Annotated in this window: 22 protein-coding genes, 1 pseudogene and 3 riboswitches; of the genes and pseudogenes, 10 read left to right on the top strand and 13 right to left on the bottom strand. The window is 63.5% G+C overall.

Going from position 1 to position 24,450, the window contains the following annotated elements:
* Nucleotides 1-94: 94 nt before the first annotated feature.
* Entirely contained in the window at nucleotides 95-469 is a 375-nt protein-coding gene (locus tag A3A5_RS0131785) for a heavy metal-responsive transcriptional regulator (protein ID WP_018314485.1), read from the bottom strand.
* A gap of 99 nt (nucleotides 470-568) precedes the next feature.
* Here A3A5_RS0131785 and A3A5_RS0131780 point away from each other — a divergent pair, with 99 nt between their 5' ends.
* The 4 genes from A3A5_RS0131780 to A3A5_RS45815 all read left to right on the top strand — a co-directional run bounded on the left by A3A5_RS0131780 (nucleotide 569) and on the right by A3A5_RS45815 (nucleotide 3,403).
* Complete coding sequence (locus tag A3A5_RS0131780; protein WP_018314484.1) at nucleotides 569-1,396, top strand: SDR family oxidoreductase; 828 nt, start codon at nucleotides 569-571, stop codon at nucleotides 1,394-1,396.
* A 577-nt stretch (nucleotides 1,397-1,973) separates the two neighbouring features.
* A riboswitch (ZMP/ZTP riboswitch) is annotated at nucleotides 1,974-2,057 on the top strand.
* Nucleotides 2,058-2,077: 20 nt separating this feature from the next.
* Nucleotides 2,078-2,710 carry a LysE family translocator gene (locus A3A5_RS0131775; RefSeq protein WP_018314483.1) on the top strand — a complete coding sequence of 211 codons (633 nt, stop codon included), beginning with the start codon at nucleotides 2,078-2,080 and terminating at the stop codon, nucleotides 2,708-2,710.
* Nucleotides 2,711-3,074: 364 nt separating this feature from the next.
* Complete coding sequence (locus A3A5_RS45820; protein WP_157637347.1) at nucleotides 3,075-3,179, top strand: hypothetical protein; 105 nt, start codon at nucleotides 3,075-3,077, stop codon at nucleotides 3,177-3,179.
* Nucleotides 3,180-3,226: 47 nt separating this feature from the next.
* Nucleotides 3,227-3,403, top strand: a complete 177-nt coding sequence (locus tag A3A5_RS45815; protein ID WP_157637346.1) for a hypothetical protein — start codon at nucleotides 3,227-3,229, stop codon at nucleotides 3,401-3,403.
* Here A3A5_RS45815 and A3A5_RS0131770 read toward each other — a convergent pair.
* From A3A5_RS0131770 to speB, 3 genes are all read right to left on the bottom strand, one after another.
* Nucleotides 3,368-4,510, bottom strand: a complete 1,143-nt coding sequence (locus tag A3A5_RS0131770; protein WP_018314482.1) for a porin — start codon at nucleotides 4,508-4,510, stop codon at nucleotides 3,368-3,370. The genes A3A5_RS45815 and A3A5_RS0131770 overlap by 36 nt on opposite strands.
* 393 nt (nucleotides 4,511-4,903) lie before the next feature.
* Nucleotides 4,904-6,376 (bottom strand): cytosine permease, encoded by a 1,473-nt coding sequence (locus A3A5_RS0131765; protein ID WP_018314481.1) that lies wholly within the window; start codon nucleotides 6,374-6,376, stop codon nucleotides 4,904-4,906.
* 91 nt (nucleotides 6,377-6,467) lie between these two features.
* Nucleotides 6,468-7,442 carry an agmatinase gene (speB, locus tag A3A5_RS0131760; RefSeq protein ID WP_026201333.1) on the bottom strand — a complete coding sequence of 325 codons (975 nt, stop codon included), beginning with the start codon at nucleotides 7,440-7,442 and terminating at the stop codon, nucleotides 6,468-6,470.
* 270 nt (nucleotides 7,443-7,712) lie between these two features.
* Between speB and A3A5_RS0131755 the strand changes: the two genes are divergently transcribed.
* Nucleotides 7,713-8,624 (top strand): LysR family transcriptional regulator, encoded by a 912-nt coding sequence (locus A3A5_RS0131755; protein ID WP_232431502.1) that lies wholly within the window; start codon nucleotides 7,713-7,715, stop codon nucleotides 8,622-8,624.
* A 781-nt stretch (nucleotides 8,625-9,405) separates the two neighbouring features.
* Here A3A5_RS0131755 and A3A5_RS0131750 read toward each other — a convergent pair.
* Together A3A5_RS0131750 and A3A5_RS0131745 are read right to left on the bottom strand one after the other, a co-directional pair.
* A complete protein-coding gene (locus A3A5_RS0131750) occupies nucleotides 9,406-9,591 on the bottom strand; it encodes a DUF1484 family protein (protein WP_018314478.1) in 186 nt (61 codons plus the stop codon).
* A gap of 394 nt (nucleotides 9,592-9,985) precedes the next feature.
* Nucleotides 9,986-11,299 (bottom strand): D-amino acid dehydrogenase, encoded by a 1,314-nt coding sequence (locus A3A5_RS0131745; RefSeq protein ID WP_369797840.1) that lies wholly within the window; start codon nucleotides 11,297-11,299, stop codon nucleotides 9,986-9,988.
* Between the two features lie 11 nt (nucleotides 11,300-11,310).
* Nucleotides 11,311-11,429: riboswitch (glycine riboswitch) on the bottom strand.
* Nucleotides 11,430-11,529: riboswitch (glycine riboswitch) on the bottom strand.
* Nucleotides 11,530-11,746: 217 nt separating this feature from the next.
* Here A3A5_RS0131745 and A3A5_RS0131740 point away from each other — a divergent pair.
* Genes A3A5_RS0131740 through A3A5_RS0131730 form a run of 3 tightly spaced genes read left to right on the top strand, consistent with a single transcriptional unit; the run spans nucleotide 11,747 to nucleotide 15,769 of the window.
* The gene (locus A3A5_RS0131740) at nucleotides 11,747-14,023 is read left to right on the top strand and encodes a TonB-dependent receptor (protein WP_018314476.1); all 2,277 of its coding nucleotides are present in this window, start codon (nucleotides 11,747-11,749) and stop codon (nucleotides 14,021-14,023) included.
* Nucleotides 14,024-14,027: 4 nt separating this feature from the next.
* Nucleotides 14,028-15,269 (top strand): sialidase family protein, encoded by a 1,242-nt coding sequence (locus tag A3A5_RS0131735; RefSeq protein ID WP_232431501.1) that lies wholly within the window; start codon nucleotides 14,028-14,030, stop codon nucleotides 15,267-15,269.
* Entirely contained in the window at nucleotides 15,266-15,769 is a 504-nt protein-coding gene (locus A3A5_RS0131730) for a hypothetical protein (RefSeq protein WP_018314474.1), read from the top strand. The genes A3A5_RS0131735 and A3A5_RS0131730 overlap by 4 nt, the downstream gene beginning before the upstream one ends.
* Before the next feature lie 25 nt (nucleotides 15,770-15,794).
* On the opposite strand, the gene A3A5_RS0131725 is transcribed toward A3A5_RS0131730, so the two are convergent.
* The 3 genes from A3A5_RS0131725 to A3A5_RS0131715 are packed head-to-tail and all read right to left on the bottom strand — an operon-like array spanning nucleotide 15,795 to nucleotide 18,592.
* A complete protein-coding gene (locus A3A5_RS0131725) occupies nucleotides 15,795-16,784 on the bottom strand; it encodes a tripartite tricarboxylate transporter substrate binding protein (protein ID WP_026201331.1) in 990 nt (329 codons plus the stop codon).
* A gap of 51 nt (nucleotides 16,785-16,835) precedes the next feature.
* Complete coding sequence (locus tag A3A5_RS0131720) at nucleotides 16,836-17,816, bottom strand: tripartite tricarboxylate transporter substrate binding protein (protein WP_018314472.1); 981 nt, start codon at nucleotides 17,814-17,816, stop codon at nucleotides 16,836-16,838.
* A gap of 26 nt (nucleotides 17,817-17,842) precedes the next feature.
* Complete coding sequence (locus A3A5_RS0131715) at nucleotides 17,843-18,592, bottom strand: GntR family transcriptional regulator (protein ID WP_018314471.1); 750 nt, start codon at nucleotides 18,590-18,592, stop codon at nucleotides 17,843-17,845.
* 126 nt (nucleotides 18,593-18,718) lie between these two features.
* Here A3A5_RS0131715 and A3A5_RS0131710 point away from each other — a divergent pair, with 126 nt between their 5' ends.
* A complete protein-coding gene (locus tag A3A5_RS0131710; RefSeq protein WP_018314470.1) occupies nucleotides 18,719-19,573 on the top strand; it encodes an amidohydrolase in 855 nt (284 codons plus the stop codon).
* Nucleotides 19,574-19,595: 22 nt separating this feature from the next.
* On the opposite strand, the gene A3A5_RS0131705 is transcribed toward A3A5_RS0131710, so the two are convergent.
* Nucleotides 19,596-20,516 carry a LysR family transcriptional regulator gene (locus tag A3A5_RS0131705; RefSeq protein ID WP_018314469.1) on the bottom strand — a complete coding sequence of 307 codons (921 nt, stop codon included), beginning with the start codon at nucleotides 20,514-20,516 and terminating at the stop codon, nucleotides 19,596-19,598.
* A 93-nt stretch (nucleotides 20,517-20,609) separates the two neighbouring features.
* On the opposite strand from A3A5_RS0131705, the gene A3A5_RS0131700 reads away from it, so the two are divergent.
* Nucleotides 20,610-21,623, top strand: coding sequence for an NAD(P)-dependent alcohol dehydrogenase (locus A3A5_RS0131700; RefSeq protein ID WP_018314468.1), 1,014 nt, complete (start codon nucleotides 20,610-20,612; stop codon nucleotides 21,621-21,623).
* 16 nt (nucleotides 21,624-21,639) lie between these two features.
* Here A3A5_RS0131700 and A3A5_RS0131695 read toward each other — a convergent pair whose 3' ends face one another.
* The 3 genes and pseudogenes from A3A5_RS0131695 to A3A5_RS0131685 form a co-directional block, all read right to left on the bottom strand.
* On the bottom strand, nucleotides 21,640-22,371 hold the full coding sequence (locus tag A3A5_RS0131695; protein WP_018314467.1) for a DUF2894 domain-containing protein: 732 nt from the start codon (nucleotides 22,369-22,371) through the stop codon (nucleotides 21,640-21,642).
* Nucleotides 22,364-23,011, bottom strand: coding sequence for an OmpA family protein (locus tag A3A5_RS0131690; RefSeq protein WP_018314466.1), 648 nt, complete (start codon nucleotides 23,009-23,011; stop codon nucleotides 22,364-22,366). Before A3A5_RS0131690 ends, A3A5_RS0131695 begins: the two co-directional genes overlap by 8 nt.
* A pseudogene (locus tag A3A5_RS0131685) lies at nucleotides 23,008-24,450 on the bottom strand (DUF802 domain-containing protein); the annotation flags it as partial. The gene A3A5_RS0131690 and the pseudogene A3A5_RS0131685, both read right to left, overlap by 4 nt.

Below are 24,450 nucleotides of genomic sequence, written 5' to 3'. Positions count from 1 at the left end.
CTAGGTGATCGGGACGTTTTCACACACCCTCGACCCAAAGCGGCCATTGACGTTCCTGTTCGAGGCAACATGACACTTGCACGGCCGCGACTCATCACGCTATTTCTTCTTCGACACAATCGCCGCCAACTTTGGCCAACGCATTCAGCAACCCTGTTCGCAGCGTGATCAACGCAAGACTCTTTGCGTCGAGTTCGGCGAGTTTTGCTTGCAGGCACGCGACCTTTTGGTCAACGCCGAACGTCGGACTTTCCCATACATGGACAACGTCGCCAATTTCCGCCAGCGTGAAGCCCAACTCCTTCGCGTGGACGATCAGCCGTATCCGCTGTAACGAAAGTTCGGAATAGCGCTTGTAAGTGTTCGTCGCGTTAGGTTGTGTTGGTTTGTCCAGCAGACCCATACGTTCGTAGTAACGGACGGTGTCGCGCGATACACCCGCCCTCTTGCATAGCTCGCCGATGCGCATGCTGCCTCCAATCAATGTCGTGGAACGACATTTACGCTTGACCGTTGCCTATAGTCAACGGTTTAGAGTGCAACTCCCGTTCCACTCCATCAGCAAGCTATGAGCAAATCTTTCGATTTTGGCGGAAAAACAGCACTCGTCACCGGTGCATCTTCGGGTATCGGGCGCGCGTTTGCCTATGCGTTGGCCGAACGCGGTGCGAGACTCCTGCTGGTCGCACGCTCTCACGACAAGCTGCGCAATCTGGCCGCAGAACTGCGACGCGACTATGCGTGCGACGCCGATTTTCTGACGGTCGACCTGAGCGCGGCCAACGCCGTCGACACGATCGATCGTCATCTGAAGCAGACCGGCACGGTCGTCGATGTGCTAATCAACAATGCGGGCTTCGCAGCTTACGGGCGCTTTGAAACGATTCCGTTGACGTGCCAGCGCGATGAAGTTCTGGTGAACTGCATCGCCGCGATCGAGCTGACTCATCTTCTGCTGCCGGGGATGCAAGCGCGATCCGACGGCGCAGTCATCAACGTCGCGTCAACCGCGGCATTCCAGCCCGATCCGTATATGGCCGTCTACGGCGCGACGAAGGCCTTTCTCCTGTCATTTTCAGAAGCTGTTTGGGCTGAGAACCGGCATCGGGGCATCCGGGTCGTCGCGCTATGTCCTGGCGCGACGCAAACGGCCTTTTTCGACGTTGTTGGCGCGAAGGAGGCTGCTGTCGGCGTGCCGATGCCGGTCGCGAACGTGGTGCAGGATGCCTTGTGGGCGCTCGATCGCAATCTGAGCTATTGGGTTGTGGGGGGGCGAAATCGACTGCTGGCGAACTTGCAGAGACTACTGAGCCGCCAGATGTCGGCTCGGCTCGTTGAAAAAATCCTTCGGCCAAGAGAAGTTCAGGATCTCGCGGCAACAGATCTCAAGGCGTAGGGCTGCGCCGTTTCCAGATGGTAGTCTCGACGTCGCGATCCTCAGATCGTCTTCGGCGGATAGCGAACGGCTGAAACTGGCCGAAGGCGGGCGATCGTCGGTCGCCAGGCCGGCAGCGACCACGGATTTCCGCTTCCGACCCACAACAGCCTTTCAACATTCCGGCTAGCGGACGTTCGTTTGCCGGGCGATCTAGTGAGAATAGCGTGTGGTATGACATCGCACTATAGATCTAGTGTTCTCCAATCACGGCGGCTTCTCGCCAGAGCCTCGAGCTCAGTACGTTGTTCCTTCGTCAGTTCCAGCGGCCTTCAAACGGACATCGTCTATGTCGCAGTTCTTGTTCGGCTCGACAGCATAGAGATATTTCTTGTGAACCGCTTAGTACCAGCCCGTTCTGGCAGGAACCGCGCAATTTCGGCTAGTTCTTCGGCAGAAAACCTGAAGTCCGGAAAGCCGATCGGTCCACTTTGTCAGCCCAACGGACACCAGTGATCGTCCCATGTTGGCTGGTTGTCTGTAAGAGCACAACCACGGCTCCGCCGAGCCTAAAGTATTTTCTCCTGTGCTATGATTTCTGCACTCATGTGACTGGCGCATACAGATGGAGCACTATCGGGGAGCGTGAGGTTGCTAGCTGCCGCGCGCCTGGGCATTACCTACTATCCTTGGAGATGGGTTATGCCTGATTTTTCACAGTTGCTCATGTTCGCTCTTGTGGCGTTGGGAATGGTTTTAACGCCAGGGCCGAACATGATTTATATAATTTCCCGCTCAATTTGCCAAGGTAGACGCGCAGGCCTCATTTCGTTGGGAGGTGTTGCTCTCGGCTTTGTGTTCTATATGCTCTGTGCGGCATTCGGAATTACGGCTTTCGTATTTGCGGTACCTTACGCATACGACACGCTTCGCTTTGGCGGCGCTTTGTACCTTCTATATCTTGCCTGGCAAGCGGTTAAACCGGACGGACGGTCCGCGTTTGCAGTACGCGACCTACCGGTCGATACCCCAAGGAAGCTCTTTAGCATGGGGTTTATCACCAACTTGGCGAATCCAAAAATCGCCGTCATGTATCTGTCTCTGCTCCCCCAATTTATTACGGCAGGACACGGCAGTGTTCTTACCCAATCGCTAGCGCTCGGCAGCGTTCAGATTTCGATCAGCCTCGCTGTGAATGCACTTATCGTCGTGACGGCGGGATCGATATCCACCTTCCTGTCAGGACGCCCGCAGTGGCTATTAGTGCAACGCTGGCTGATGGGAAGCGTTCTGACAGGTCTGGCGGTGCGGATGGCATACGAATCCAGGAAATAGCAACACCTTGCCGATACGTCGGCGAAGGTGAAAAACATTTCGTCGGGTTCCGAAAGGAACACCGCGCCTCAACCCTGCTCGCCCCGCAGCACGATTGCGACAAACGCGCATCCCGTTCGAGTCGCGTTGCGCGCATTTGCCGATGCTATTAGGCTTGACGACCTTTGAGAGCGCTGGATGGTCAAGGAAGGTGCCACATTCGTCGATTCGGCAATGCTGAGTGCCTGTACTCGGCAATTGTCAGCACAGCCGCGTCAATGGCGGCTTTTCGAACCATCTTGAATACCATGCTGAGGGCTGCAACGGGGCGCTGTCATGGATGACGCTGGCGTAGCTGCACCGCGGCAAGCCGAGCCTGCTAGACGTGGTCTCGGGCGCAATCGCCTCACAGGTTGCCATAACGCCAGCGTGCGGCTATGTCGGCCCTGTGGGGGCTCTGGCAGTTGGGCTGGTGGTGTGGCCGTGCTGAACCCTGCCGATTGAGAAGCTCAGCTAGGATTCGACGGCTCCTTTGACGTGTTCGATGTTCACGGCGTTGGCGGACTGTTGGGCGGCGTACTGACGACAGTGTTCGCTCTCCCCGCGCTAGTATCGATAAATAATGGCATGGCGTTCACAATTCATAAAATAAGCCACGACAATGACGATTCATTGGAATCAAAATTTATGTCGAAGCGCCACGCGCAGCATTAACTGATTTTGATTAGACGAAATGCCGCTCGCGGACGTCACCTGCGCGAAGTCCAACACGGTACTAGTCGAGTCGCCACCAACGCGCTGGTAGGCACCCTGCACGTAGATGTCCGTCCGCTTCGAGAAGTTGTAGTCCGCCATCATGCCGACCGTCTGATAGGTCGGATGCTGGACTCCCGTCGTCACATGGAGGTTTGCGCGCGTATAGACGTACATGACACCAACGAACAGGGCGGGGGTGAGTTGATATCTCGCGTTCAACTCGAAGTTCTGGAATCGCAGCGACGACGCCGGCCCGGAGGGCGGAGTAATTGCGCCAGCATACCCGTTGCCGAGCGGTTCGATGACCTCGGTATTGGTATACGAAAAGCCCAACGTGGCCGCCCCAAACGCGTAGTTGGTGCCCGCGCCGAAGATTCTCAGCCGTGTGCCAATAAAGTTGGCGTCCCCGGCATTGTTGAGCGCCCCGCCGGCGGTCGACGACGGGTTGTCCGTTTGCTGATAGGCCGCGGCAATCAGCAATCCGCCATTCGCATACTGGCCACCGAAGCTGTAGTGCCGATTGTTTGCGAAGTCTGTGCTATTGCTAAAGCCGTACATACCACCGAACTGGAAGCCGCCGAACGTCGGGCTCGTGTACTTCACCGAGTTGTTGACGCGGAACGAATTGTCGGTGTTATCGTTGTCGTACACGTGCGAAAACATGTAGCCGGCCCAATTCCCGTTCGCGGTGGTCTGCGCAACGTAGTCCACTTCCGCGTCGTACTGTCGTCCCAGCGTGACCGACCCGATGCTGTCGTTTCGCAAGCCGACATAGGCCTGCCGACCAAACAATAGTCCACCCTGGCCAAGGCGGCCGGTGCTCACGTTGAAGCCGTTTTCGAGCTGGAAGACCGCCTTTGTCCCACCACCGAGATCCTCAACCCCTTTGAAACCCCACCGGCTGCCTTGAGCGAAGCCGCTCTGCAGCTCAAACAAGCTATGTCCATCCACATTGTTCGTGTAGTTGATACCCTCATCAACCACCCCATAGATCGTCACCGCACTCTGCGCCATCGCCGGAACGGAAACGGTACAGAATATTGATCCAATGATTTTCCTTCTCATTATCTCCTCCTTAGTCTTTTTCTAAGCATGCTGGCGCAGCACCTGGCATCCGGCGCTGGCTGCTGGCTAAACAGGATGCACGTCTCCCTGGCCGCCGCTTGTCGTGAAGCTGTTGGTGGCCACATCAACTACCACGGTGATACCCGTTGCTTTGTCGAGTCGAAGACTACGAATCCGCCTATGCCCATGACAATTGAAATCGCGGCATAGGGCATACCGCAGCGGAATGCATCCTTTGAATTCGCGATGCCAAACTGCCCGGAAGCCCTTGTCGGTACTTGGTCAGCGTAGTGCGGTAGCGATCGCAGCTCTCCAAGGTATTCCGGACATGACGCGGGTAATCCCTAGGTGCTCCGACCCGATATCGCGCGGGTGCAGGCCGCATTGGTCGGACTACGACTCGGCGTGATCGGCTGGAAGGATCAGCGCCTGCGGCACGTTCGCTTTACTGCCAAAGTAGTAGTAAATCACGGCTGGAACAACCAGACCCACGATCCAGGATATGTCGACACCACCGAGCGCCTCCACCCATGCACCGGTGTAGAAGCTGGTAGCAATGAAGGGCATTTGCACCGCTACACCCAACACATAGACCGTCATGCCCCTGGCATTCCAGCGACCATAGCGGCCGTCCGGGTTGAAGAGCGCTGGCACGTCGTAGCGCTCCTTGGTGACAAAGTAGTAGTCGACCAGGTTGATGGCGCTCCAAGGAGTCAGGAACGCAAGTAGGAACAAAAGGAAGGCGGAGAACTTCTTGAGAAAGTCATGCTCCCCGGCCGCCAAAGCGAGCCCGGTCGAAAACCCAACCATGACCACGACGAAGAAGAATTTCGTACGGCCGGAGATGGTCCGTTGCCCACCAAGTCCGGTCAGGATGGCGGCGACCGACATGACGCTCCCATACGCATTCAACGTGGTGATCGTGAGTTTGCCCAAGACGATCGTCAGGTAGAGCAAAATGGCGGCTACCCCAGTTGCGCCCAGGTCGACGATGAAGCTCACCTCATGTCCGGCGAACTGGTTGCCCGCCAACGCCGCGGCAAAGACACCGAAGACCATGGAGATCTGCGAACCCAGCACCGAACCAATGCCAACTGCGAGGAATGTCTTGAAAGCCGAGGTCGAGCGAGGCAGATAGCGCGAGTAGTCGGCGACATATGGCCCGTAGGCAATCTGCCATGAGGCGGAAAGGGAAACGGCCAGCAGGAAGTGCCCCACATCGAAGCTGCGATTCTGTAGCAACGCGCCAACGTCCTGCCCTTTGAGTAGGCTGGCGAACAAGTACAGGAACGCCACAACGCCAATCACGCTGGAGACTCGCCCCATGAAATGAATGGTGCGATAGCCGAATGTCGCGAGCATGATCACCAGGCCCGAGAACAGCAGAATCGAGCTGGCGTTGCTTATACCCATCAGATGGCTGAGCGCTTGGCCGGACAGAACCATGCCCCCCGCTGAGAAGCCCACGTACATGATGCAGACAAGCACCAGGGGCACAATCGCACCGTAGACGCCGAACTGGACTCGACTGGAGATCATCTGCGGGAGCCCGAGCTGAGGTCCTTGCGCGCCATGGAGCGCCATGACCGCGCCGCCCAGGATCTGTCCAATTAAGAGGCCAATTAGCGACCAGAACACATCGCCACCAAGCACCACTGCCAGTGCACCCGTTACCACAGCGGTGATCTGAAGATTGGCGCCAAGCCACAAGGTAAACTGACTGGCCAGACTGCCATGCCTTTCCGATTCCGGGATGAAGTCAATCGAGCGCCGTTCAATGAGCCGGGAGGAAGTCGGGCCTGAGGTTAGATCCGGACCTGAGGGTGAGATTGCGGAGGATTCCGCGCCGAATTTCGAAGTGTCCATCTTTGTCTCCTGCGTAGAGGCTTACCTAGCTGTCGATCTCAGTCGACGGCTGGCAGTCTATTTCTTTCGGTGCTGATCAGATGTTCGGAGGTTAGCGCTGCTTTTGCTTGCTGATGTTGGCAGCTAGGACACATAGGATCTCGAACATCAACGTGGCAGCGACCAATGCCGTATTGCCAGTTGGGTCAAACGGCGGCGACACTTCAACCACATCACCTCCGATGAGATTCAGGCCCCGTAGTCCACGAATCATGTACTGGGCCTCGATCGTTGTCAGCCCACCGATTTCCGGCGTGCCAGTGCCGGGCGCGTATACGGGATCCAGTGCATCGACATCGAAGGTCACATACGTGCGGCTGTTTCCAACTACGCGCCCGGCTTCCTGGATCACGGCATCAACACCCATCGACCGAAATTCATCCATGTCGATGACTCGAATGCCCTGGCGTTCCCCCCAATCATTCTCACTGTCGTTGTATAACGCCCCACGAATACCGATTTGTATGGTCCGCTTCGGATCCAGCAATCCCTCCTCGATCGCCCGCCGAAAGGGGGTGCCATGTGTGTAAAGGTTATGGCCAAAATAACGATTCCACGTATCTGTATGCGCGTCAAAGTGAACCATACCTACGGGCCCATCCTTTGCAAGCGCCCGCAGGATCGGCAACGTCACCAGGTGATCTCCGCCCACCGATAGCGGCGCAATATTAGCCTTGCATACTGCGTCATAGAAGGCGGTGATGCAATTCATCGAATCGATCAAATCCACCGGATTGACAGGCGTATCCCCTAGGTCCGCGCAATTGCAGATCTCGAATGGTTTGATGCCGCTGCTTCGATTTACATTGCGCACCATCGTCGAGATATCACGCACCTGACGAGGGCCATGTCGCGCGCCCGGACGATTGGTGGTGCCACCATCCCACGGCACCCCGATTAACCCGATATCCACGTCTGGAATGTTCTCATCCATCAGCCCGATGTGTGGCAGCCGCATCAATGTGGCCAAACCTGCATAACGTGGCGTCACCGTGCCGGTGACCGGCGCAAACATATTTTCTTCCATGAGTAAGGTCCTCGCAGTTAGTACGACTGGAACCAGCGCTCCGATGCTGTGGTCCGGCCCTCAGCCAGAGGCGTCCATTTAGTCTTGCACGCGAGTGCCACATGTTGAATCAGAACTTCTCGAACTTTAGTTTTGGATTCCTCGAACCTTCCCAATCTGCCATTCATGGTCGGTGGCCATGCTAGGCTGTCCGTGGGATACGACGTAAGCTGTAGGAGCCACTAGTGCAAGCCCACGGACAGCGGATGGAGGGGTATTAGTATGATCAGAATGACCGACGTCGATCTACGGTTGTTGCGCATATTCAAAACGGTTGCTGACTTGAAAGGTCTCTCAGCAGCGGAATCTGCACTCAATATGAATTTGTCCACGATAAGCTCCCACATGACGGATCTCGAAAAGCGACTGGGCCTAAGGCTATGCGAGCGCGGTCGGCGGGGCTTCCATCTGACCGAAGAGGGCCATTCTGTTTATCAGGCGGCCGAGAGCTTGCTGAACTCGGTGGAAGAATTCCGGGCGGAAATCGGCGCCATACGTCATGAGATCAGCGGCGAGTTGGCAATCGGCGTTGTAGATAACACCATCACCGACGTGCAGGCTCAAATTACGGATGCGATCCGCGCCGTCAAGCAAAAAGGCGGTGATCTCTTTTTGAAAATGGAGATCAAATCCCCAGACGAGATCGAGGCCGCGGTGCTTGAGCGGAAAATACATGTTGGCATCGGACCCTTCCGTATTATGAATCCCGGTTTGACGTACCTGCCACTCTACACAGAGAATCTACGTCTTTACTGCAGCCATCGTCACCCTCTTTTCAAATCGGCTCCGAGTGACATCAACACAGAGGATTTGCAGAAGCTGGATTACGTTGCGCGGGGTTATATGCGCGAATCCAGGGAGCTGAGCGACGCTAGCAACTTTAAAGTAGCGGCCACCGTCTATCACATGGAAGCCGTCGCGACACTCGTTTTGTCAGGCAACTTTATCGGCTTCCTTCCGGAGCATTATGCCTTGCAGTGGGTCAAGCAAGACCTGATGCGAGCGATAAATCCCGCGTTTCTAAGCCACAGCGCCGAATTCTCTCTTGCGTTGCTAAAAGGTCGTGAACAGACGATGGCTGTGCGAGTATTTGTAGATGCGTTGCAATCTTCTTTACAGCTCAATCGACGTATGTCAACGTAGCTCCTGCATTTGTGACCCCGAGTTCGACGGTTTCGCGCGCAAACTGTTGATGCCGAAAGCAGCGATTTTTCTCATGGCGACGTTTGGGAGGGGAGACCATTGTGCATCGGGGCATTTCCGAATGCGGCTGCTAGCCGAAGTCCGGCGGTCGCGAGAGGCGACATCTTACGCACAGTTTCAACGGCGGATGCCGTGACGCGACGCCGCTTTTCGGCGAACGAACGACTCCTGGCTGAGTGAAGTTGCCATTTGAATGTCTCGCAGACGTATGGGCCGAAAGTCGCTTCATGGCCGACAGCGGCCCTACCCGCCGCATGACCCCTGCCTGCGCCTGCACGCCAGTCCACTCAGTTCCGGTTTTCCAGTCAGCAAAAGCGCGCCTGCTCCGGTTAACTCCGGTTTCCTACAGCTGGTCAGCTTCGACCGCTCATGGCCAACAGTGGCCCTACCCGGCGTGGGAATCCCCGCGCAGAACACCAGTCCGGATGATTCCGGATTTCCAGTCCAGCAAACTGGTCTGTAGTCCGGCTATTGATTGCGGAAGGGTCTTCGGTCCGATTACCACACGCTGGCCGGCACTCAACTGGCCGGGGCGGTGATTGGACTGCGCGGAGGACTGGGCTCTCGGCTGGGCTCAGTCTGGTATGACGTGTTTTGTCGGTATGCCGCCCGCGGCGTTCCATACGGCCGCGTTGGCGGCTGGGTTGCAGGTGGTGTATCAGTTCTGATTCCCGCAGGACGAGGTGTGACAGTGCAGAGTCACCGTCACACCCGCGAGCTGCTATTGCAGCCGCTGTCGTTCAGTCATCAGCCCATCAAGCTGCGTCTTCACCATGCCAAGCAGGCAAAGCGCGCTGAAGCAGCCCTCCGAGCGTTCGCTTTCGTGATCCAGGAGTACGAGAACACCGTCAATTCCTGCGCGAACCTGCTGCAGACATTCGTTGGTCATTTCATCGATCGTTGTCATTGATTCCCCACTAGTGAATGCGCGCCACTCATTTCCACATGAGGGCGGCGGGCCAGACAGCGAGGGTGGAAAGACCGGTCTAAGGTGGGGAACCGGCCAGCCTTGCGGCTGCCTCGCCCGGCCCGCCAGGGAACCAGCTTGGTTCGTGCGAGCACACAGGCGTTGCACGTTACAAGCGCAACGCCTGTCCACCTTAAACATCCGGGCTTTCCACACCCGATCATCGGTGATCCGATGACGCCACCAGTATTTCCTGTCGGTACCGGGGAATCGATGAGAGACGTCGCATTTCCAGGCGCGGGCGAAGTTTGAATCCATGCAGCTGATTCAGAAATCGCTGACTCTTGAAAATGCGCGTGCGGCTTACTTACCTGAGCCCTTTACCCCCGCAACATCAGGCCTGGCCCAGTGCCAGGGCAGCGCCCGGTACCGCAGCCGGCGCGGTTCCCAGCGCCTTGTCAACGACCCCCGCCACCAAATCCGCCGTCACCGCCGACAAAGTCCACCCCAAGTGCCCATGCCCGGTGTTGTAGAAGATGCATGCCGCACGCCCGCGCCCCACGCGCGGCAGCATGTCCGGCATCATCGGCCGCAAGCCCGCCCAAGGCACCACGCTGCGCGTGCTGACGCCAGGGAAGCACTGCTGCACCCATTCCACCAGCGGGCGGATGCGGTCGGCGCGGATATCGCGGTTGTAGCCGTTGAACTCGGCGGTGCCGGCCACGCGGAAGCGGTCGTCGCCCAGGCGGCTGGTGACCAGCTTGGTTTCGTCGTCGAGCAGGCTTACCACCGGTGCCGCGGCGCGGCTGGCTTCGTCGGTCAGGTTGACCGTGATCGAATAGCCCTTGACCGGATAGATGTTGACCCGGTCGCCCAGCCCCGCGGCCAGCGCGCGGCTGGCGGTGCCGGCGCAGATCACGGCGCCGTCGAAGCTGGAGGTGGCCGTGTCGGCGCCGTCCTGCACCGTCACGGTGGCGCGCCTGCCGTCGGTCTTCACCGCCCGCACGTCCTGGCCGTACAGGCAGCGCACGCCCAGTCGATCGATGGCTGCCGCCAGGCCGTTGGTGAACTTGTGGATGTCGCCGGTGGAATCGCTCTCGGTGAAGTAGCCGCCGTAGTACGACCCGGCCAGCGTCGGCTCGATCGCGCGCATCTCCCCGGGCGTCACGGCGCGCCGCTCCAGTCCGCCCTGCGCCAGCAGCGCCGATACCCGGCCGGCATGCTCGAAGCCGGCCTTGTCGCGGTAGATATGGAGAATGCCTTCCTTCTTCAGGTCGAAATCAATGCCTTCCTGCGCCGCCCAGGCGAACAGGTGCTCACGCGCCGCGATGGCCAGGCGCGCGGTCTCGATGGTGTTGCGGCGGTAGTGGGGGATCGCTGCGATGAACTCGGCGAACCAGGACAGCTTGTGCCAGTTCGGCCGGGGATTGACCAGCAGCGGGGCGTCGTTGCGCAGCATCCACTTCATGCCCTTGACGATGGTCGACCAATGCGTCCAGACCTCGGCGTTGGAGGCCGACAACTGGCCGCCGTTGGCGAACGAGGTCTCCATGGCGGCATAGCGGTGCCGTTCGAACAGCGTGACGGAGAATCCGCGCCGGGCCAGCGCGTAGGCAGTGGTGACACCCGTGATGCCACCGCCGATGACAGCGATTGATTTCATGATCTGCAGGTTCCAGGAACGTCGATGGTGGGAGCCCGGACGCAATATGCGTGGCGGACGCCCCCTCTGTTCTGGACCTGAGAGATTCACGACACCCGGCCGCGAGGGCGGGGCGCGCTTGCTCCTTCGGTATGCCGGCGGACGATAGTGTCCGGCATTCTTCAGAGTGCACTGACTGGTGATGCCGGTCCTTTTGCCTGAGAGTTTCCGGGGCGGTTGCTCCTTCGGCGCTGTCCGCGGCGGGCGCCGCGCGCAGTCTCTCCCTGCATCACGCTGGCTTGAGGCCAGTCGTGGCAATTTAGAGACTAGGCCCTGTATTGGATATACGGGTTAACGCGGATATGGGCGAATATGGCCCGGCAGCCCGCGTCGCTATGTCGCATCGGCCTGCATCCCCATGCCCCATAAAATGTCAGCGCTCGCTCTCGGGGAGAGGCGCCGTATGCTGCGCTCAGGTGGGGCGAGCCAAAAAGACGACAAGAAGGTTTCCCGGTGAAGAAAAATCGCATTGCGCTGGCCGTTTCGGCGGTGCTGATGGGCCCCGCTGTTGCCGCCGCGCAGGCGGTGGACGCGCCCGCGCCGCTGCGGGAGGTGGTGGTCTCGGCCAAGTCAGAGCGCGGCGAGACGCCGGCCATACCGCCCAACGCGCCCTCGCCAGCCTACGGCATCAGCAGCCGCCGCATGGCCGACTTCAATGTGGTGAACACGGAAGACGCCCTCAAATACGCGCCCAACCTCGCCGTACGCAAGCGCTTCATCGGCGATATGAACTCGATCATCTCGGTGCGCAGCACCAGTTCGCGCCAGTCGGCGCGGGGGCTGGTCTATGCCGACGGCCTGCTGCTGTCCAACCTGCTGGGTTCGGACTTCAGCTTCCCGCCGCGCTGGTCGCTGGTCAACAGCGCCGAGATCGAGCGCATGGATGTGCTGTACGGCCCGTATTCGGCGCTGTATCCCGGCAACTCGCTGGGCGCGACGGTGCTGATCACCACGCGCACGCCGCAGAAGTTCGAGGGCGATGCCAGTGTGCAGCTGTTCACGCAGCGCTTCGGGCTGTACGGCACGCACGACAACTTCAACGGGGTCCACGCCAACGCCTATGTGGGCGACCGCGTCGGGCCGTTCTCGTGGCTGGTCAGCGTGGACCGGCAGGACAGCAAGAGCCAGCCGCTGAGCTTCTATACCGCGGCGCGCTCCACCCGGCCCGCGGGCGCGGCGGACACGCCGGTCTCCGGCGCCTACTTCGACCAGGACCAGACCGGCCGCGACCGCGTGGTGATGGGCGTGAACAGCGAGGGCGTCACGCACACGGTGCAGGACCAGCTCAAGCTCAAGCTTGGCTACGACATCACCAATACGCTGCAGGCCCAGTTCACCGCCGCCTACTGGCAGCAGGACCGCTCCAGCGCCACCGGCAGTTACCTGCGCGATGCCGGCGGCAATGTGGTGTCGGGCGGTCCGGTCAATATCGGCGGCTACCAGTATGTGATTCCCGCCAACGCCTTTGCGCCCGGCAATGGCGAGGACGCGCGCTGGCTCTACGGGCTGTCGCTGCGCACGCGCAACGAGACCGGCTGGAATTTCTCGGGCGTGGCGTCGCTGTTCGATGTCAGCAAGGACATCAGCCGCAGCGCCAACACCGTCGGCAGCGGGCCGGGCACGGTGACCTATGGCGACGGCACCGGTTGGCGCACGCTCGACCTGAAGGCCGACTACCGCCCGCAGCAGCTGCAGGGCGGGCACTGGGTCACGTTCGGCTACCACTATGACAACTATCGGCTGAGCAACACTTCCTACAACACCTCGGACTGGCAGGCGGCCACCATCACCGCCTTCAACAACGCCTTTGCCGGCAAGACCGAGACCCAGGCGCTCTATGCGCAGGACGCCTGGTACTTCGCCGAGGACTGGAAGCTGATCCCCGGCGTGCGCTACGAACACTGGCGCGCCTATGACGGCAGCCGCAGCCAGCCCGGCGTGGATATCGGCTACCCGGTGCGCAGCGAATCCAACTGGTCGCCCAAACTGGCGCTGGAGAAGGCATTCGGGCAGGACTGGCTGGGCCGCTTGTCGCTGGGCCAGGCCTATCGCTACCCCACTGTCAGCGAGCTGTTCCAGGGCCGCATCACCGGGACCGCGCTGACTAACAACGATCCCAACCTGCGGCCCGAGCGATCGTTCTCGAAGGACCTGACCTTCGAGCGCACGGTGGATTCTTCGTACTTCCGGGTCTCGGTGTATGAGGATGATATCCGTGATGCACTGGTCAGCCAGACCAACACCACGGTATTCCCGACCGTCACCAGTTTTCAGAACGTCGATCGCGTGCGCACCCGCGGCATCGAGCTGGCCTATGACGCGCGCGATGTGTTCGTCAGCGGCTTCGACCTGTCGGCCAGCGGCGCCTACAACCATTCGAAGACACTGGAGAACGCCAACAACCCGGCCTCGGCGGGCAAGTATTTCTACCGCATCCCCAAGTGGCGCGCCAACCTGGCCGGCACCTATCGCATCACGCCGGCCTGGGCCGGCACGCTGGCCATGACCTATTCGGGGCGGCAGTACAATACGCTCGACAATTCCGACATCCATCCCGACACCTTCGGCGGCACCAGCAGCTTCCTGACCTTTGACGTCAAGGTGACGTACAGGCCCGCGAAGAACGTGCGCCTCGGGCTTGGCATCGACAACCTCACCGACCAGCGCTACTACGTCTACCACCCGTATCCGGGCCGGACGTTCTACGCCGAGGCGAAACTCTCCTTCTGAGCACGTGAACCTGACCACAACCATGCAAGGCGTTCGCCCCGGTTTGCGCTTGATCGTTGCCGGGCTGATGATGGCCTGTGCCGCGCTGGGCGCGAGCGCGCAAACGCACGGCGATCACAGCGGCCACGGCGGGCAGGCCAAGGCCGCGAAGATGAGCGAGCTGGGCACCGGCGCCGCTTTCGATCGAGACGGCAAGCTGTGGATCGCCTACAAGGACGGCCCCTATGTCGCCGTGCGGGCGTCGAGCGATGACGGCCGCAGCTTCGGGCCGGCGCGGCATGTCAACAGCACGCCGGAAGCCGTCGCCGCCGATCATGAAAGCCGGCCCAAGGTCGCCACCGGGCGCGACGGCGAGATCTTCGTCACCTGGACCCAGCCGCTGCCCAAGCCGTGGACCGGCTTTATCCGCTTTGCGCGCTCCACCGATGGCGGCAAGTCCTTTGACGAACCGCTGACGGTGCATGCCAACCGCGACCAGATCGCACACCGCTTTGACGCCATCGCGGTGGACCACGCCGGGCGCGTCTTCGTCAGCTGGATCGACAAGCGCGACGTGGTTGCCGCCGAGGCGCGCAAGCAGCCGTATGCCGGTGCCGCGGTCTACTACGCGGTCTCGGCCGACCAGGGCAAGACCTTCCAGGGCGACTACAAGATCGCCGACCAGTCGTGCGAATGCTGCCGCATCGCCCTGTCGCCCACGCCCGACGGCAAGATGCTGGCGCTGTGGCGCCATGTATTCCCGCCGAACGCGCGCGACCACGCGCTGGCGCTGCTGGGCACCGACGGCAAGGCCACGCCGATGCAGCGCGCCACCTTCGACGACTGGCGCATCGACGCCTGTCCGCACCACGGCCCCGGTGCTTCGGTTGCGCCCGATGGCACGATGCACATGGTCTGGTTCAACGTGCGCGAAGGCAAGCCCACGGTCTCGGTGGGGCGCTGGAAGGACGGCAAGCTGCTGGCACAGCGCCCGCTGGAAGACCCGCGGGCGCAGCATGCCGACATCGTCGCGCTGAACGACAACGAGATCGCGGTGACCTGGAAATCGTTCTACGGCCAGCAGACACGCCTGTCGGCGATGTTATCGCATGACGGCGGCAAGACCTGGCAGACCCGCAAGCTGGCCGGCACGGAGCGCGACTCGGACCAGCCGCACCTGCTGCAGCACGCCGGCCGCGCATATGTGCTGTGGCGTACCGAGGCCGAGGGCTTCCAGGTGTTCCCGCTGGGCAAGGAGGGCGCATGATGCCATCCCGCCGCAAGCTGCTCGCCGCTGCCGTCCTGGCCCTGGCGATGACTGCCGCCAATGCCGGCAGTGCGCCGGCCGACCGCGTCGCCGTGTTCGCATCGGCCAGCGCCGCCCAGCTGGCAGCCAGCCAGAAGGGCAAGCCCTTTGTGCTGGCGGTGTGGTCGCTCGACTGCATCTATTGCAAGCGCAACTTCGACGCCATCGGCAAGCTGCGCGCGCAGCATCCGGACCTGCGCGTCGTCACGCTGGCGACGGACAATGCCGATGCGCTGCCACAGGTGCAGCAACTGCTCCGGCGCGTCAGGCTGACGCGCAACGCGTGGGTATTCGGGCACGAGCCGCAGGAGCGGCTGCGCTATGCGGTCGATCCGGACTGGATGGGCGAGATGCCGCGCACCTACTTCTATCGCGCCGATGGCCAGCGGCAGGGCGTGTCCGGCGTGATCAGCGACGCCGACTGGGGCAAGCACCTGCGCTGGGCTGGCATCGCCGGCTGAGGCTGCGCCGGGAGCGGCTGTCGGTTCAATCCGGCTTGATCCCCGCGCGCGCAATGATGGGCTTCCAGCGCTGCTGTTCCTGCGCGATAAAGCGCGAGAACTCCGCCGGCGTGTCGCCCACCACAATCGCCGCATCCGCGCTCAGGCGCTCGACCGACGACTTGCTCTTTACTGCTTTCACGGTGGCGTCCGCCAGCTTGTCGGCGGCCGCCTGGGGCAGAGATGCCGGTGCCAGCAGGCCATACCACTGCGTCATCTCGAAGCCGGGATAGCCTTGTTCGGCAACCGTTGGCACGTCAGGCAACTGGGGAATGCGCTGGGCCGTGCCGGTGGCGATGCAGCGCAATTTGCCGGCCTTGATGAACTGGATGATCGCCGGCGCGCCGACGGCGGCCGCGTCCAGCCGTCCGGACAACAGGTCCGTGATCTGCGGGCCGCTGCCGCGATACGGCACATGGGTGATGAAGGTGCCGGTCGCGGCCTTCAGGTATTCAAAGGCCAGGTGGCCGGCGCTGCCGTTGCCGGCCGAACCGTAGTTCAGCTTGCCAGGCTTGCTCTTGGCCAGCGCCACGAACTCCTTCAGGTTCTTCGCGGGCACGTCGGGGTGGACCACATACAGGCTTGGCACCTTCGACAGCAGCGAGATGGCGCGGAAGTCCTTGACGGGGTCGTAGGGCAGCTTAGGGAAGATAAAGGGATTGACCGCCAGCGTGCCGATATGGCCGAGGATCAGCGTGTGGTTGTCATCGGCGCGCGCGACTTCGCCCATCGCGATATTGCCGGCCGCGCCGGGCTTGTTCTCGACAAAGACTGACACGCCGAGCAGCTTGGTCAGCTCCGCCGCGGTGGAGCGCGCCACGATCTCCGAGCTGCCGCCCGGCGCGAACGGCACCACCAGCCGGATCGGCTTGGCCGGCCAGGCCTGGGCGCGGGCCAGCGTTGGCGCCAGCGCGCAGGCACCCAGCGCCGCGGTGGTCTTGAGCAGGTGGCGGCGAGTGGGATTCATTGGGGTCATCTTTATCTCCTGAAGGTTCTGTAGGCTGGGCCGCGATGGGGCAGGGCGGTGCTATTCGGGCTTGATGTTGCCGTCCCGGATGACCTTGGCCCATAACCGGGCCTGCCCGTCGATGAATTGCCGTGCCTGTGCGGGCGGCGCAGCCACGACCTCGCCGCCCAGCTCGGCCACGCGTTGCCGGATCTCGGGGCTGGTCATGACTTTCTGCAGGGCGTCAGCGAGCTTCGCTGCGATCGGGTCCGGCGTTGCAGCGGGCAGGAAGGCCGCGTTCCATTCATAGACCTCGTAGCTCGCCACGCCGGCTTCCTGCATGGTGGGCACGGACGGCAATGCCTGGGTGCGGGCATGGCTGGTCACCGCCAGCGGCTTGAGCTTGCCGGCCTTGATGTGCTGCAGGCTCGAAGCCACGTTGGCAAAGAACAGCGGCACCTGGCCGGCGATGACATCGGTCATGGCGGGGCCGCCGCCCTTGTAGGGCACATGCAGGAGATCGACCCCCGCGCGCTGCTCGAACAGCACGCCGGCCAGGTGCTGCGCCGAGCCATTGCCCGAGGACGCAAAGGCGATCGAGCCTGGCTTTTGCCTGGCCATGGCCAGGACGTCGCTGACCTTGCTGGCGGGAAAGCTCGCCGTGGCCACCAGCACATTGGGATAGCGTGCCAGCACGCCGACCGGCCGGAAGGCCTTGGCCGGATCGTAGGGCAGGCGCGGATAGAGGCTGGGATTCACCGCATAAGAAGAGGCATCGACCATCATCGTGTAGCCGTCCGGTGCCGCCTTGGCGACATAGGCGGCACCGATCTGCCCGCCGGCACCCGGGCGGTTCTCGACGACGACGGTCTGGCCCAGTTCACGCCCGAGGCCCGGGGCGATCAGCCGTGCCATCAGGTCCGCGCCGCCGCCCGGCGGATATGTCACCACGATCGTGACGGGGCGTGTCGGCCAGGCCGCGGCGGTGTCGGCAGCCTGTGCCAGGGTAGTGGTGGCGATCATGGCCGCGGCCGTGGCGGCGATCGCGTGGCGTGCGTGCATGGGTCTGTCTCCTCGGGTGCGGTCCGTCAGCGGACGTCAGCGGTATAGCGAAAGGCAAAGGCGTCACCCCGCGTCAGCCGGTATTCGATGCAGCTGCCGCCCAGATCGAATGCGAGCCGGGTCACGACCGCGCACGGATGCGCAGCCGGCAAGTCCAGCAACGCCGCCTCGTCGGCCGCCAACGTGCGGAAGGTCACTTCATCAACGGCGCGATGGACCGTAATGCCGCAGGCGCTGCCCAGCAGCGGGTAGAGCAGGTCGCCCCACTGCGCCGGCGGGAGTTGCTGCAGGGCTTCGCAGCGCGGCAGGGGCAGCCAGATCGATTCCAGCAGCCGGGGCGTGTCCTCCAGCCAGCGGCGGCGTGAGATCGCCAGCCCGCGCGCGCCCGTCGGCAGCCCGAAGCGGGTGGCCATGGCCTTGTCCAGGCGCACGGCGCGGCACGACAGGATTTCCGAGCGCGGCACCGCCGGCGCGTCATCGGCGCCGCCGAAGCGGAAAAACCGCATCAGGCTGGCCCCGCTCAGTCCCTTGCGCACGAAGGTGCCCTTGCCCTGCACTCGCTCCAGCAGGCCCTGCTGGACCAGCACGGCGATGGCCTGCCGGATGGTGCCCAGCGCAATGCCGAACTCCCTGGCCAGCGCGCCTTCGGCAGGAATGGCGCTGCCGGGCGTCCACGCGCCGGAAACGATCTTTGCCTGCAGTTCCGCCGCGATCTGGCCGTAGCGGCTCAGGCCCGCGGCCGGGGTGGTTGTCTGGAGCAGCGCGTTGTCTCGCATGCCGAACCCGTGCTAAATTGATGTCAATATCGACGTCCTCTAGAGGACTAGAATACTGACGCGGATTCGGATGCCATATCCGGATATACCCGCGCCACTGAGCCGCGCCACGGAGGGGGCTGACTGATGAGCAAGCGCGCTTTGCCGCTGGTGGATACCCACTTCCACGTCTTCGATGCCGGAGTGGCCGCGCCATCGGCCCGCTACCGGCCGCCCTATGCCGCCGACCTGAAGGACTGGCACGCCCGGCTTGCGGAGCTGGGAGACCTGTATGGGGTAGTGGTGCAGACCAGCTTTCTCGGCACCGACAATTCGGCGCTGCTGGCCGCGCTGCAGGCCATGCCCGGGCGCTTGCGCGGCGTTGCGGTGGTCGACCCGCAAGTGACGGACCAGGAACTGGCCACCTTGCACGGCGCCGGCGTGCGGGGCATCCGCCTGAACCTGTATGGCGATCCGGACTGGCAGCGCATTGCTACCGCGCCGTGGCGCGGGCTGTTCTCCCGGATCGCCGTGCTGGGCTGGCATCTCGAACTCCATACCAGCAACGGCGATGGCGCCATGGTGCTGGCGCAGCTTGACGCGGCCCTTGGCGATGCCGGCGCGCCGGTCGTGCTTGACCACTTTGGCCGGCCCGGCCCCGCAGGAACCGCGGATGCGATCTTCGACGTGGCCACTGCCGTGCGCGCGCGCCGCCAGGTCTGGGTGAAGATCAGCGCGCCGTACCGGCTTGCATCCCCTCAGGACTGGCACGGGCTTGCGCAGCGATGGCGCGAAGTCGTGGGCGATGACCGCTTGCTGTGGGGCAGCGACTGGCCATGGACCAATCACGAGGCGCCGGCTCGGGTCGACGAGTGCCGGATGCTTGCCGCATGGCCAGGACAAGGGACGTCCGGTGACAGCGAGGCGGCCGGCGCGGCCTTGTCCGCTGCGCTCCGGTGGCGGAACGCCGCAGCGTTGTACGGGTTTGCGGTGAAGGGATAGCGGGCGACTTGCGCCGCCGGCGTCAAGCCAGCGCCAGCACCCCGGGAATCGCCTCCACCAGCAAATCGATCGTCACCCTCAGCTTGTGCGGCAGGAAACGGGTGCGCGGCCACACCAGGTGCAGCGGGGTCCGGATGACTGAGGCTTGCGGCAGCACGCGCACCAGCGTGCCCCGGTCCAGCGGCTCCCGCACCAGCCACAAGGGGACATTGACCAGGCCCGCGCCACGTATGGCCGCTGCGGCGATGGTGTCGATATCGTCAAAGCCGAGGGGGTGAGACAGCTCCGGCCGCGCGATATTGCCGTCGGGACCGGCCAGTGACCAGGGCACGGACTCGCCGCCATGCATGTAGACGAGGCAGCGGTGCGAGGCCAGGTCGGCAATGCTGGCCGGCGTGCCATGCTTGCGCAGGTAACCGGGCGCGGCGCAAAGCACCATGGCCTGCATGCCCAGCGGACGTGCCACCAGCATGTCGCTGTCCGGCAGGCGCCCGCTGCGGATGGCCAGGTCGATGCCGTCGTCGGCAAAGTCGACCAGGCGGTCGGTGAAATTCCCTTCCAGCCGCAACTGCGGATGACGGTCCGCCAGGTCCAGCAGCAGCGGCGCCACATGGTGGCGGCCGAACACCACCGGGGCGCTCACGCGGACCCGGCCGGCCACTTCCCTGCGCCCGGCTTCCAGCATGAGCTGGGCGGCATCCAGGTCTTCCAGCGCCTGGGCACAGCGTTCGTAGAAGGCCTGGCCGTCGTCGGTCAGCGCCAGGCTGCGCGTGGTGCGCACGAACAGGCGCGTGCCGACGCGGGCCTCAAGCCGGGCGATGGCCTTGCCGATGGCCGAGCGCGTCAGCCCCAGGCGCGCCGCGGCCTGGGCAAAGCTGCCGGCCTCTGCGGCGGCCACGAAGGCGGAGATCCCGGCCAGCCGGTCATGGGTAATTGGTTCCATAAGATCTACATGGGAAGGACATCGATTGCCCAATGGAGCTGGCAGGGAATCAGTATAGTGGGTTCACCGTTTTCAACAGACCGGAGTACGCCCATGACCTCCTCCATGCAACGCTGGCAACTGTCGGCTTTCGGCCGCAACAACCTGAATCGCGTCGACGCGCCCATTCCCGTGCCCGGTCCCGGCGAGGTGCTCGTGCGCGTCCATGCAGTGGCCTTGAACTACCGCGACCTGCTGATCATCCAGGACGGCATGGGCATGCCCGTGCAGCCGCCACTGGTTCCGGGGTCGGACATGCGCGGCGAGGTGGTGGCGATTGGCGAGGGTGTTGCCGACTTTGCCCCTGGCGACGCCGTGATCAGCACCTTCTTCACCGGCTGGCTCGATGGCGTGCAGCCGCGCCACAGCAAGCCGCTGGGCGTGCCGGGTCCCGGCATGCTTTCGGAATACGTGGTGCTGGCCGAGGACTCGCTGGTGTCGGCTCCGCGCACGCTGGACGCCGCGCAGGCCAGTACGCTGACCTGCGCCGGCCTGACGGCCTGGCAAGCCCTGGCTGAGGCGACGGTGACGCGGCCCGGCGACACCGTCGTGGTGATCGGCACCGGCGGCGTGGCCCTGTTTGCGGTGCAGATCGCCCGCGCACAGGGTGCGCGCGTGATCGTCGTCTCCGGCAGCGACGACAAGCTGGCACGCGTGCAGGAGCTGGGCGCGGCGCATGGCGTCCATCGCGGCAGCACTCCTGACTGGCCGGCTGCCGTGCGCGAGCTGACCGGCGGCCGCGGTGCCGACCACGTGCTGGAACTGGCTGGCGGAGACAACTTCGGCCGGTCGGTGGCGGCGCTGGCGCAGGGCGGCCGGATCTCGGTGATCGGCAACCTGCAGGGCGATGAACTGCGCGCCAACGTCTATCCGGTGCTGCATGGCCGCGTGACCGTCCAGGGGATCGGTGTGTCGCACCGGCGCGCGCTGCAGGACCTGGTGCGTGCCGTGGACTGGCTGGGGCTGCGTCCGGTGATCGAGCGCGAGTATGACTTCGGGGACTTGCCTGCGGCGCTCGACCACCTGGAACGCGGGGCCTTCGGCAAGGTGGTGGTGCGGCTGCGCTGAGGCGCAGGCCGGACTGCTATTTGCGAGCCTTGCCGCGCACGCTCTTTTTGGCTGCGGCGGCGCGCGCCGCTTCCTTCTCGGCCGCTGCCGCAGCGCCCAACTGCTCCAGCCAGGACATGCCCTCGACATAGGACAGGAAATGCCGCAGGTAACCCGGCGACGTCTCGCGCATCAGGGACAGCGAACGATGCACGAGATGGTCGGTATTGAGCGGCCCGGCATTCTCCGGCACGCGTTCCAGCGACAGGCGGAAGTGCTGCTCGACGCTGACCCTGGCCCAGGTCTCGCGGAAGTAGTCGGCCAGGGCATCGACCAGCGGCGCGTCCGACTGGGGTGCGTGTGCCGGCACCGGCGTGTGCGATCGCGCATCGTTCGAGGCGACCGCGACGGCGGGCCTGGCGCGCGCGGTGATGTCGTGCACGAGTGCGCCAAGCGCGCTGGCTGTTGGGCTGGCTGTTGGGCTGGCCATTGGGCCGGATGTCGGGCCGGATGTCGGCGTGGACGGCGCGGCACCATCGGCAACCTCCCTATCCTGGCCTGTGTACCGCTGCACGATGGCTGCATACGCGGCGACCAGGCCACGCAGGCGCTCATCCAGCAAGGCCCGCACCGCGCCGCTGTGTCCGGCGGAACGGCGGGCCAGCGCTTGCATCAGGCGGAAGCGCACGGGATCGGCCTGGTCGGCGCCGCTGGCCTGCCAGGAGTGCAGTTGCGCGCGGATATCGGCTGCCACGTCGACGCTAGCCATGCGGCTTCACCGTGCCCGCGGTCACGCGCGGCACCGGCGAGATTTCGACGCGCCGGTTCTTTGCGCGGCCCTCGGCATCGGCATTCGATGTCACGGGCTGCTGCGAACCGAAGGCGGCCGAGAACACCGAGGTGGGCGGGATGCCGGCATCGATCAGGGTGCGGGTCACGGTCAGGGCGCGCTGCGCCGACAGTTCCCAGTTGTCGGCAAAGCGGCGGTTGCCTTCGCGCACCTGCTGGTCGTCGGTAAAGCCGCTGACCATCAGGATCTCGTCGCGGCTGCGCAGATAGGCCGACAACGGTTGCGCCAGGCTCTTCAGCAGATCGCGGCCTTCAGGTTGCAGCTGGTCTGAGTTGAGCGCAAACAGCACGTTGCCGCTGATGCCGATGCGGCCGTTCACCAGCGTCACGCGGCCGGCCGCCAGCGGCCCCGCCAGCGCCTTTTCCAGCGTCTCGCGCCGCTGGGCTTCCTCCTGCCGCTGTTTCACCTCGGCTTCCAGCCTGGCCGACAGTTCCATCTGCACGCCGATGACCCCCAGCAGGACCAGCACGAACGCGCCCAGCAGGACCGACATCAGGTCGCCAAAGACCGCCCACGCGGGAACAGTCGGCTCCACGCCGGCGTCAAGGTCCTCTCTCATGCCGCCTCTGCGCTGGGCGCTTGCTGGCCGGCGCGCTGCTGCAGGTCCTCAAGGATCTGCTTTTGCGACAGCATGCTCAGGTCGACCACTTCGCGCGCCTGCGCCACGTAGTAGGCCAGTTGCTCGTCGCTGCGCGTCATCGACTTGTCCAGCGCGGCCTCGATGCGCTGCAGGTGGTCGATCAGCTTGCCGTTGGATTCGCTGAACAGCTGCACCGCCACGCCAAAGGCTTCGCCCAGGCTCGCGACTTCAACCGCGCTGCCGGTGACCTGCGCGGCGATGTCGGTGAGCTTGCCGGTTTCGGCTTCGACCTTGTCGGTAAAGCGCGTGCCGACGCGGTCCAGCAGGTCCGCCGTGGTGGCGACCAGGGTGTCGACCGCGGTGCGCTGCTCAGTGGAGGCGTGATTCACGGCATCCAGCAGCGTGCCCAGCGTTTCCAGCATGCGGCTGCGTTCTTCCAGCATGGCGTTGTCGCGCGCCATGCCGTCGGTGAGCTTCTCGCGCAGCTCCGCGATCACCTCCGCGGCGGCCTTGGGCGCTTCGGATGCGGCCTGCATCAGGTGGGCGACTTCGGCGATGGTGCCGCTGGCCTGGGCCTGCGCCTGGGCTGCCATGTCGCGCGCGGTGACAGCAAGCGTCTCGCAGATTTCCTGCTGGCGGCTGACGGTGTGCGCGCTGGCCTGTTCCCATTCCTGGCGCAGCGATGCGGCCATGGTGCCGAGCGTGTCGGTCCAGGCAGCCATGCGTTGCGCGTCCTGCGATGCCAGTTCCGCCTGCAATGTGGTGGCGGCCCTGGGTGCCTCGGCCGCGGCTTGCACCAGGCGGTCGATCTCGGCGAGGGTGGTGCCGGCATGCGCCTGCGTCTCGGTCGAGATCGCGCGCGCGGTCTGCGCCAGCGCCTCGCAGATCTCCTGCTGGCGGGTGGCGGCGTGCGTGCTGGCCTGTTCCCACTGCTGGCGCAGCGTGGCGGCGATGGTGCCGAGCGTATCGGTCCAGCTGGCAAAGCGCTGTTCGTCGCGCGCAGCCAGCTCGGCCTGCAGCGCAACGGCCGCCTTCGGGGCGTCCGTTGCAGCCTGCACCAGACGGTCGATCTCCGCGAGGGTGCGGCTGGCATGCGCCTGGGTCTGGGCCGAGATCTCGCGCACGCTCTGCGCCAGCGTAGCGCTGATCTCGTCCTGGCGGCTTACCGTGTGCGCGTTCAGTTGTTCCCACTCCTGGCGCAACGCGGCTGTCATGGTGCCGAGCGTATCGGTCCACGCGGCGAAGCGCTGTGCATCGCGCGAAGCCAGTTCCGCCTGCAGCGCGACGGCCGCCTTCGGCGCGTCCGAAGCAGCCTGCACCAGACGGTCGATCTCGGCAAGGGTCTGGCTGGCATGCGCCTGGGTCTGGGCCGAGATCTCGCGCACGCTCTGCGCCAGCGTAGTGCTGATCTCGTCCTG

The sequence above is a fragment of the Cupriavidus sp. UYPR2.512 genome (genome assembly GCF_000379565.1).
Classification (GTDB): Bacteria; Pseudomonadota; Gammaproteobacteria; order Burkholderiales; family Burkholderiaceae; genus Cupriavidus.
This window is presented reverse-complemented; position numbering and strand designations above follow the sequence as displayed.

Coding starts and splice junctions, on each gene's coding strand:
- A3A5_RS0131775 (WP_018314483.1), top strand. CDS start 2,078: ATGCCTGATTTTTCACAGTTGCTCATGTTCGCTCTTGTGGCGTTGGGA.
- A3A5_RS0131700 (WP_018314468.1), top strand. CDS start 20,610: ATGACCTCCTCCATGCAACGCTGGCAACTGTCGGCTTTCGGCCGCAAC.
- A3A5_RS0131750 (WP_018314478.1), bottom strand. CDS start 9,591: ATGACAACGATCGATGAAATGACCAACGAATGTCTGCAGCAGGTTCGC.
- A3A5_RS0131770 (WP_018314482.1), bottom strand. CDS start 4,510: ATGAGAAGGAAAATCATTGGATCAATATTCTGTACCGTTTCCGTTCCG.
- A3A5_RS0131730 (WP_018314474.1), top strand. CDS start 15,266: ATGATGCCATCCCGCCGCAAGCTGCTCGCCGCTGCCGTCCTGGCCCTG.
- A3A5_RS0131765 (WP_018314481.1), bottom strand. CDS start 6,376: ATGGACACTTCGAAATTCGGCGCGGAATCCTCCGCAATCTCACCCTCA.
- A3A5_RS0131710 (WP_018314470.1), top strand. CDS start 18,719: ATGAGCAAGCGCGCTTTGCCGCTGGTGGATACCCACTTCCACGTCTTC.
- A3A5_RS0131705 (WP_018314469.1), bottom strand. CDS start 20,516: ATGGAACCAATTACCCATGACCGGCTGGCCGGGATCTCCGCCTTCGTG.
- A3A5_RS0131695 (WP_018314467.1), bottom strand. CDS start 22,371: ATGGCTAGCGTCGACGTGGCAGCCGATATCCGCGCGCAACTGCACTCC.
- A3A5_RS0131725 (WP_026201331.1), bottom strand. CDS start 16,784: ATGACCCCAATGAATCCCACTCGCCGCCACCTGCTCAAGACCACCGCG.
- A3A5_RS0131715 (WP_018314471.1), bottom strand. CDS start 18,592: ATGCGAGACAACGCGCTGCTCCAGACAACCACCCCGGCCGCGGGCCTG.
- A3A5_RS0131720 (WP_018314472.1), bottom strand. CDS start 17,816: ATGCACGCACGCCACGCGATCGCCGCCACGGCCGCGGCCATGATCGCC.
- speB (WP_026201333.1), bottom strand. CDS start 7,442: ATGGAAGAAAATATGTTTGCGCCGGTCACCGGCACGGTGACGCCACGT.
- A3A5_RS0131755 (WP_232431502.1), top strand. CDS start 7,713: ATGACCGACGTCGATCTACGGTTGTTGCGCATATTCAAAACGGTTGCT.
- A3A5_RS0131690 (WP_018314466.1), bottom strand. CDS start 23,011: ATGAGAGAGGACCTTGACGCCGGCGTGGAGCCGACTGTTCCCGCGTGG.
- A3A5_RS0131785 (WP_018314485.1), bottom strand. CDS start 469: ATGCGCATCGGCGAGCTATGCAAGAGGGCGGGTGTATCGCGCGACACC.
- A3A5_RS0131780 (WP_018314484.1), top strand. CDS start 569: ATGAGCAAATCTTTCGATTTTGGCGGAAAAACAGCACTCGTCACCGGT.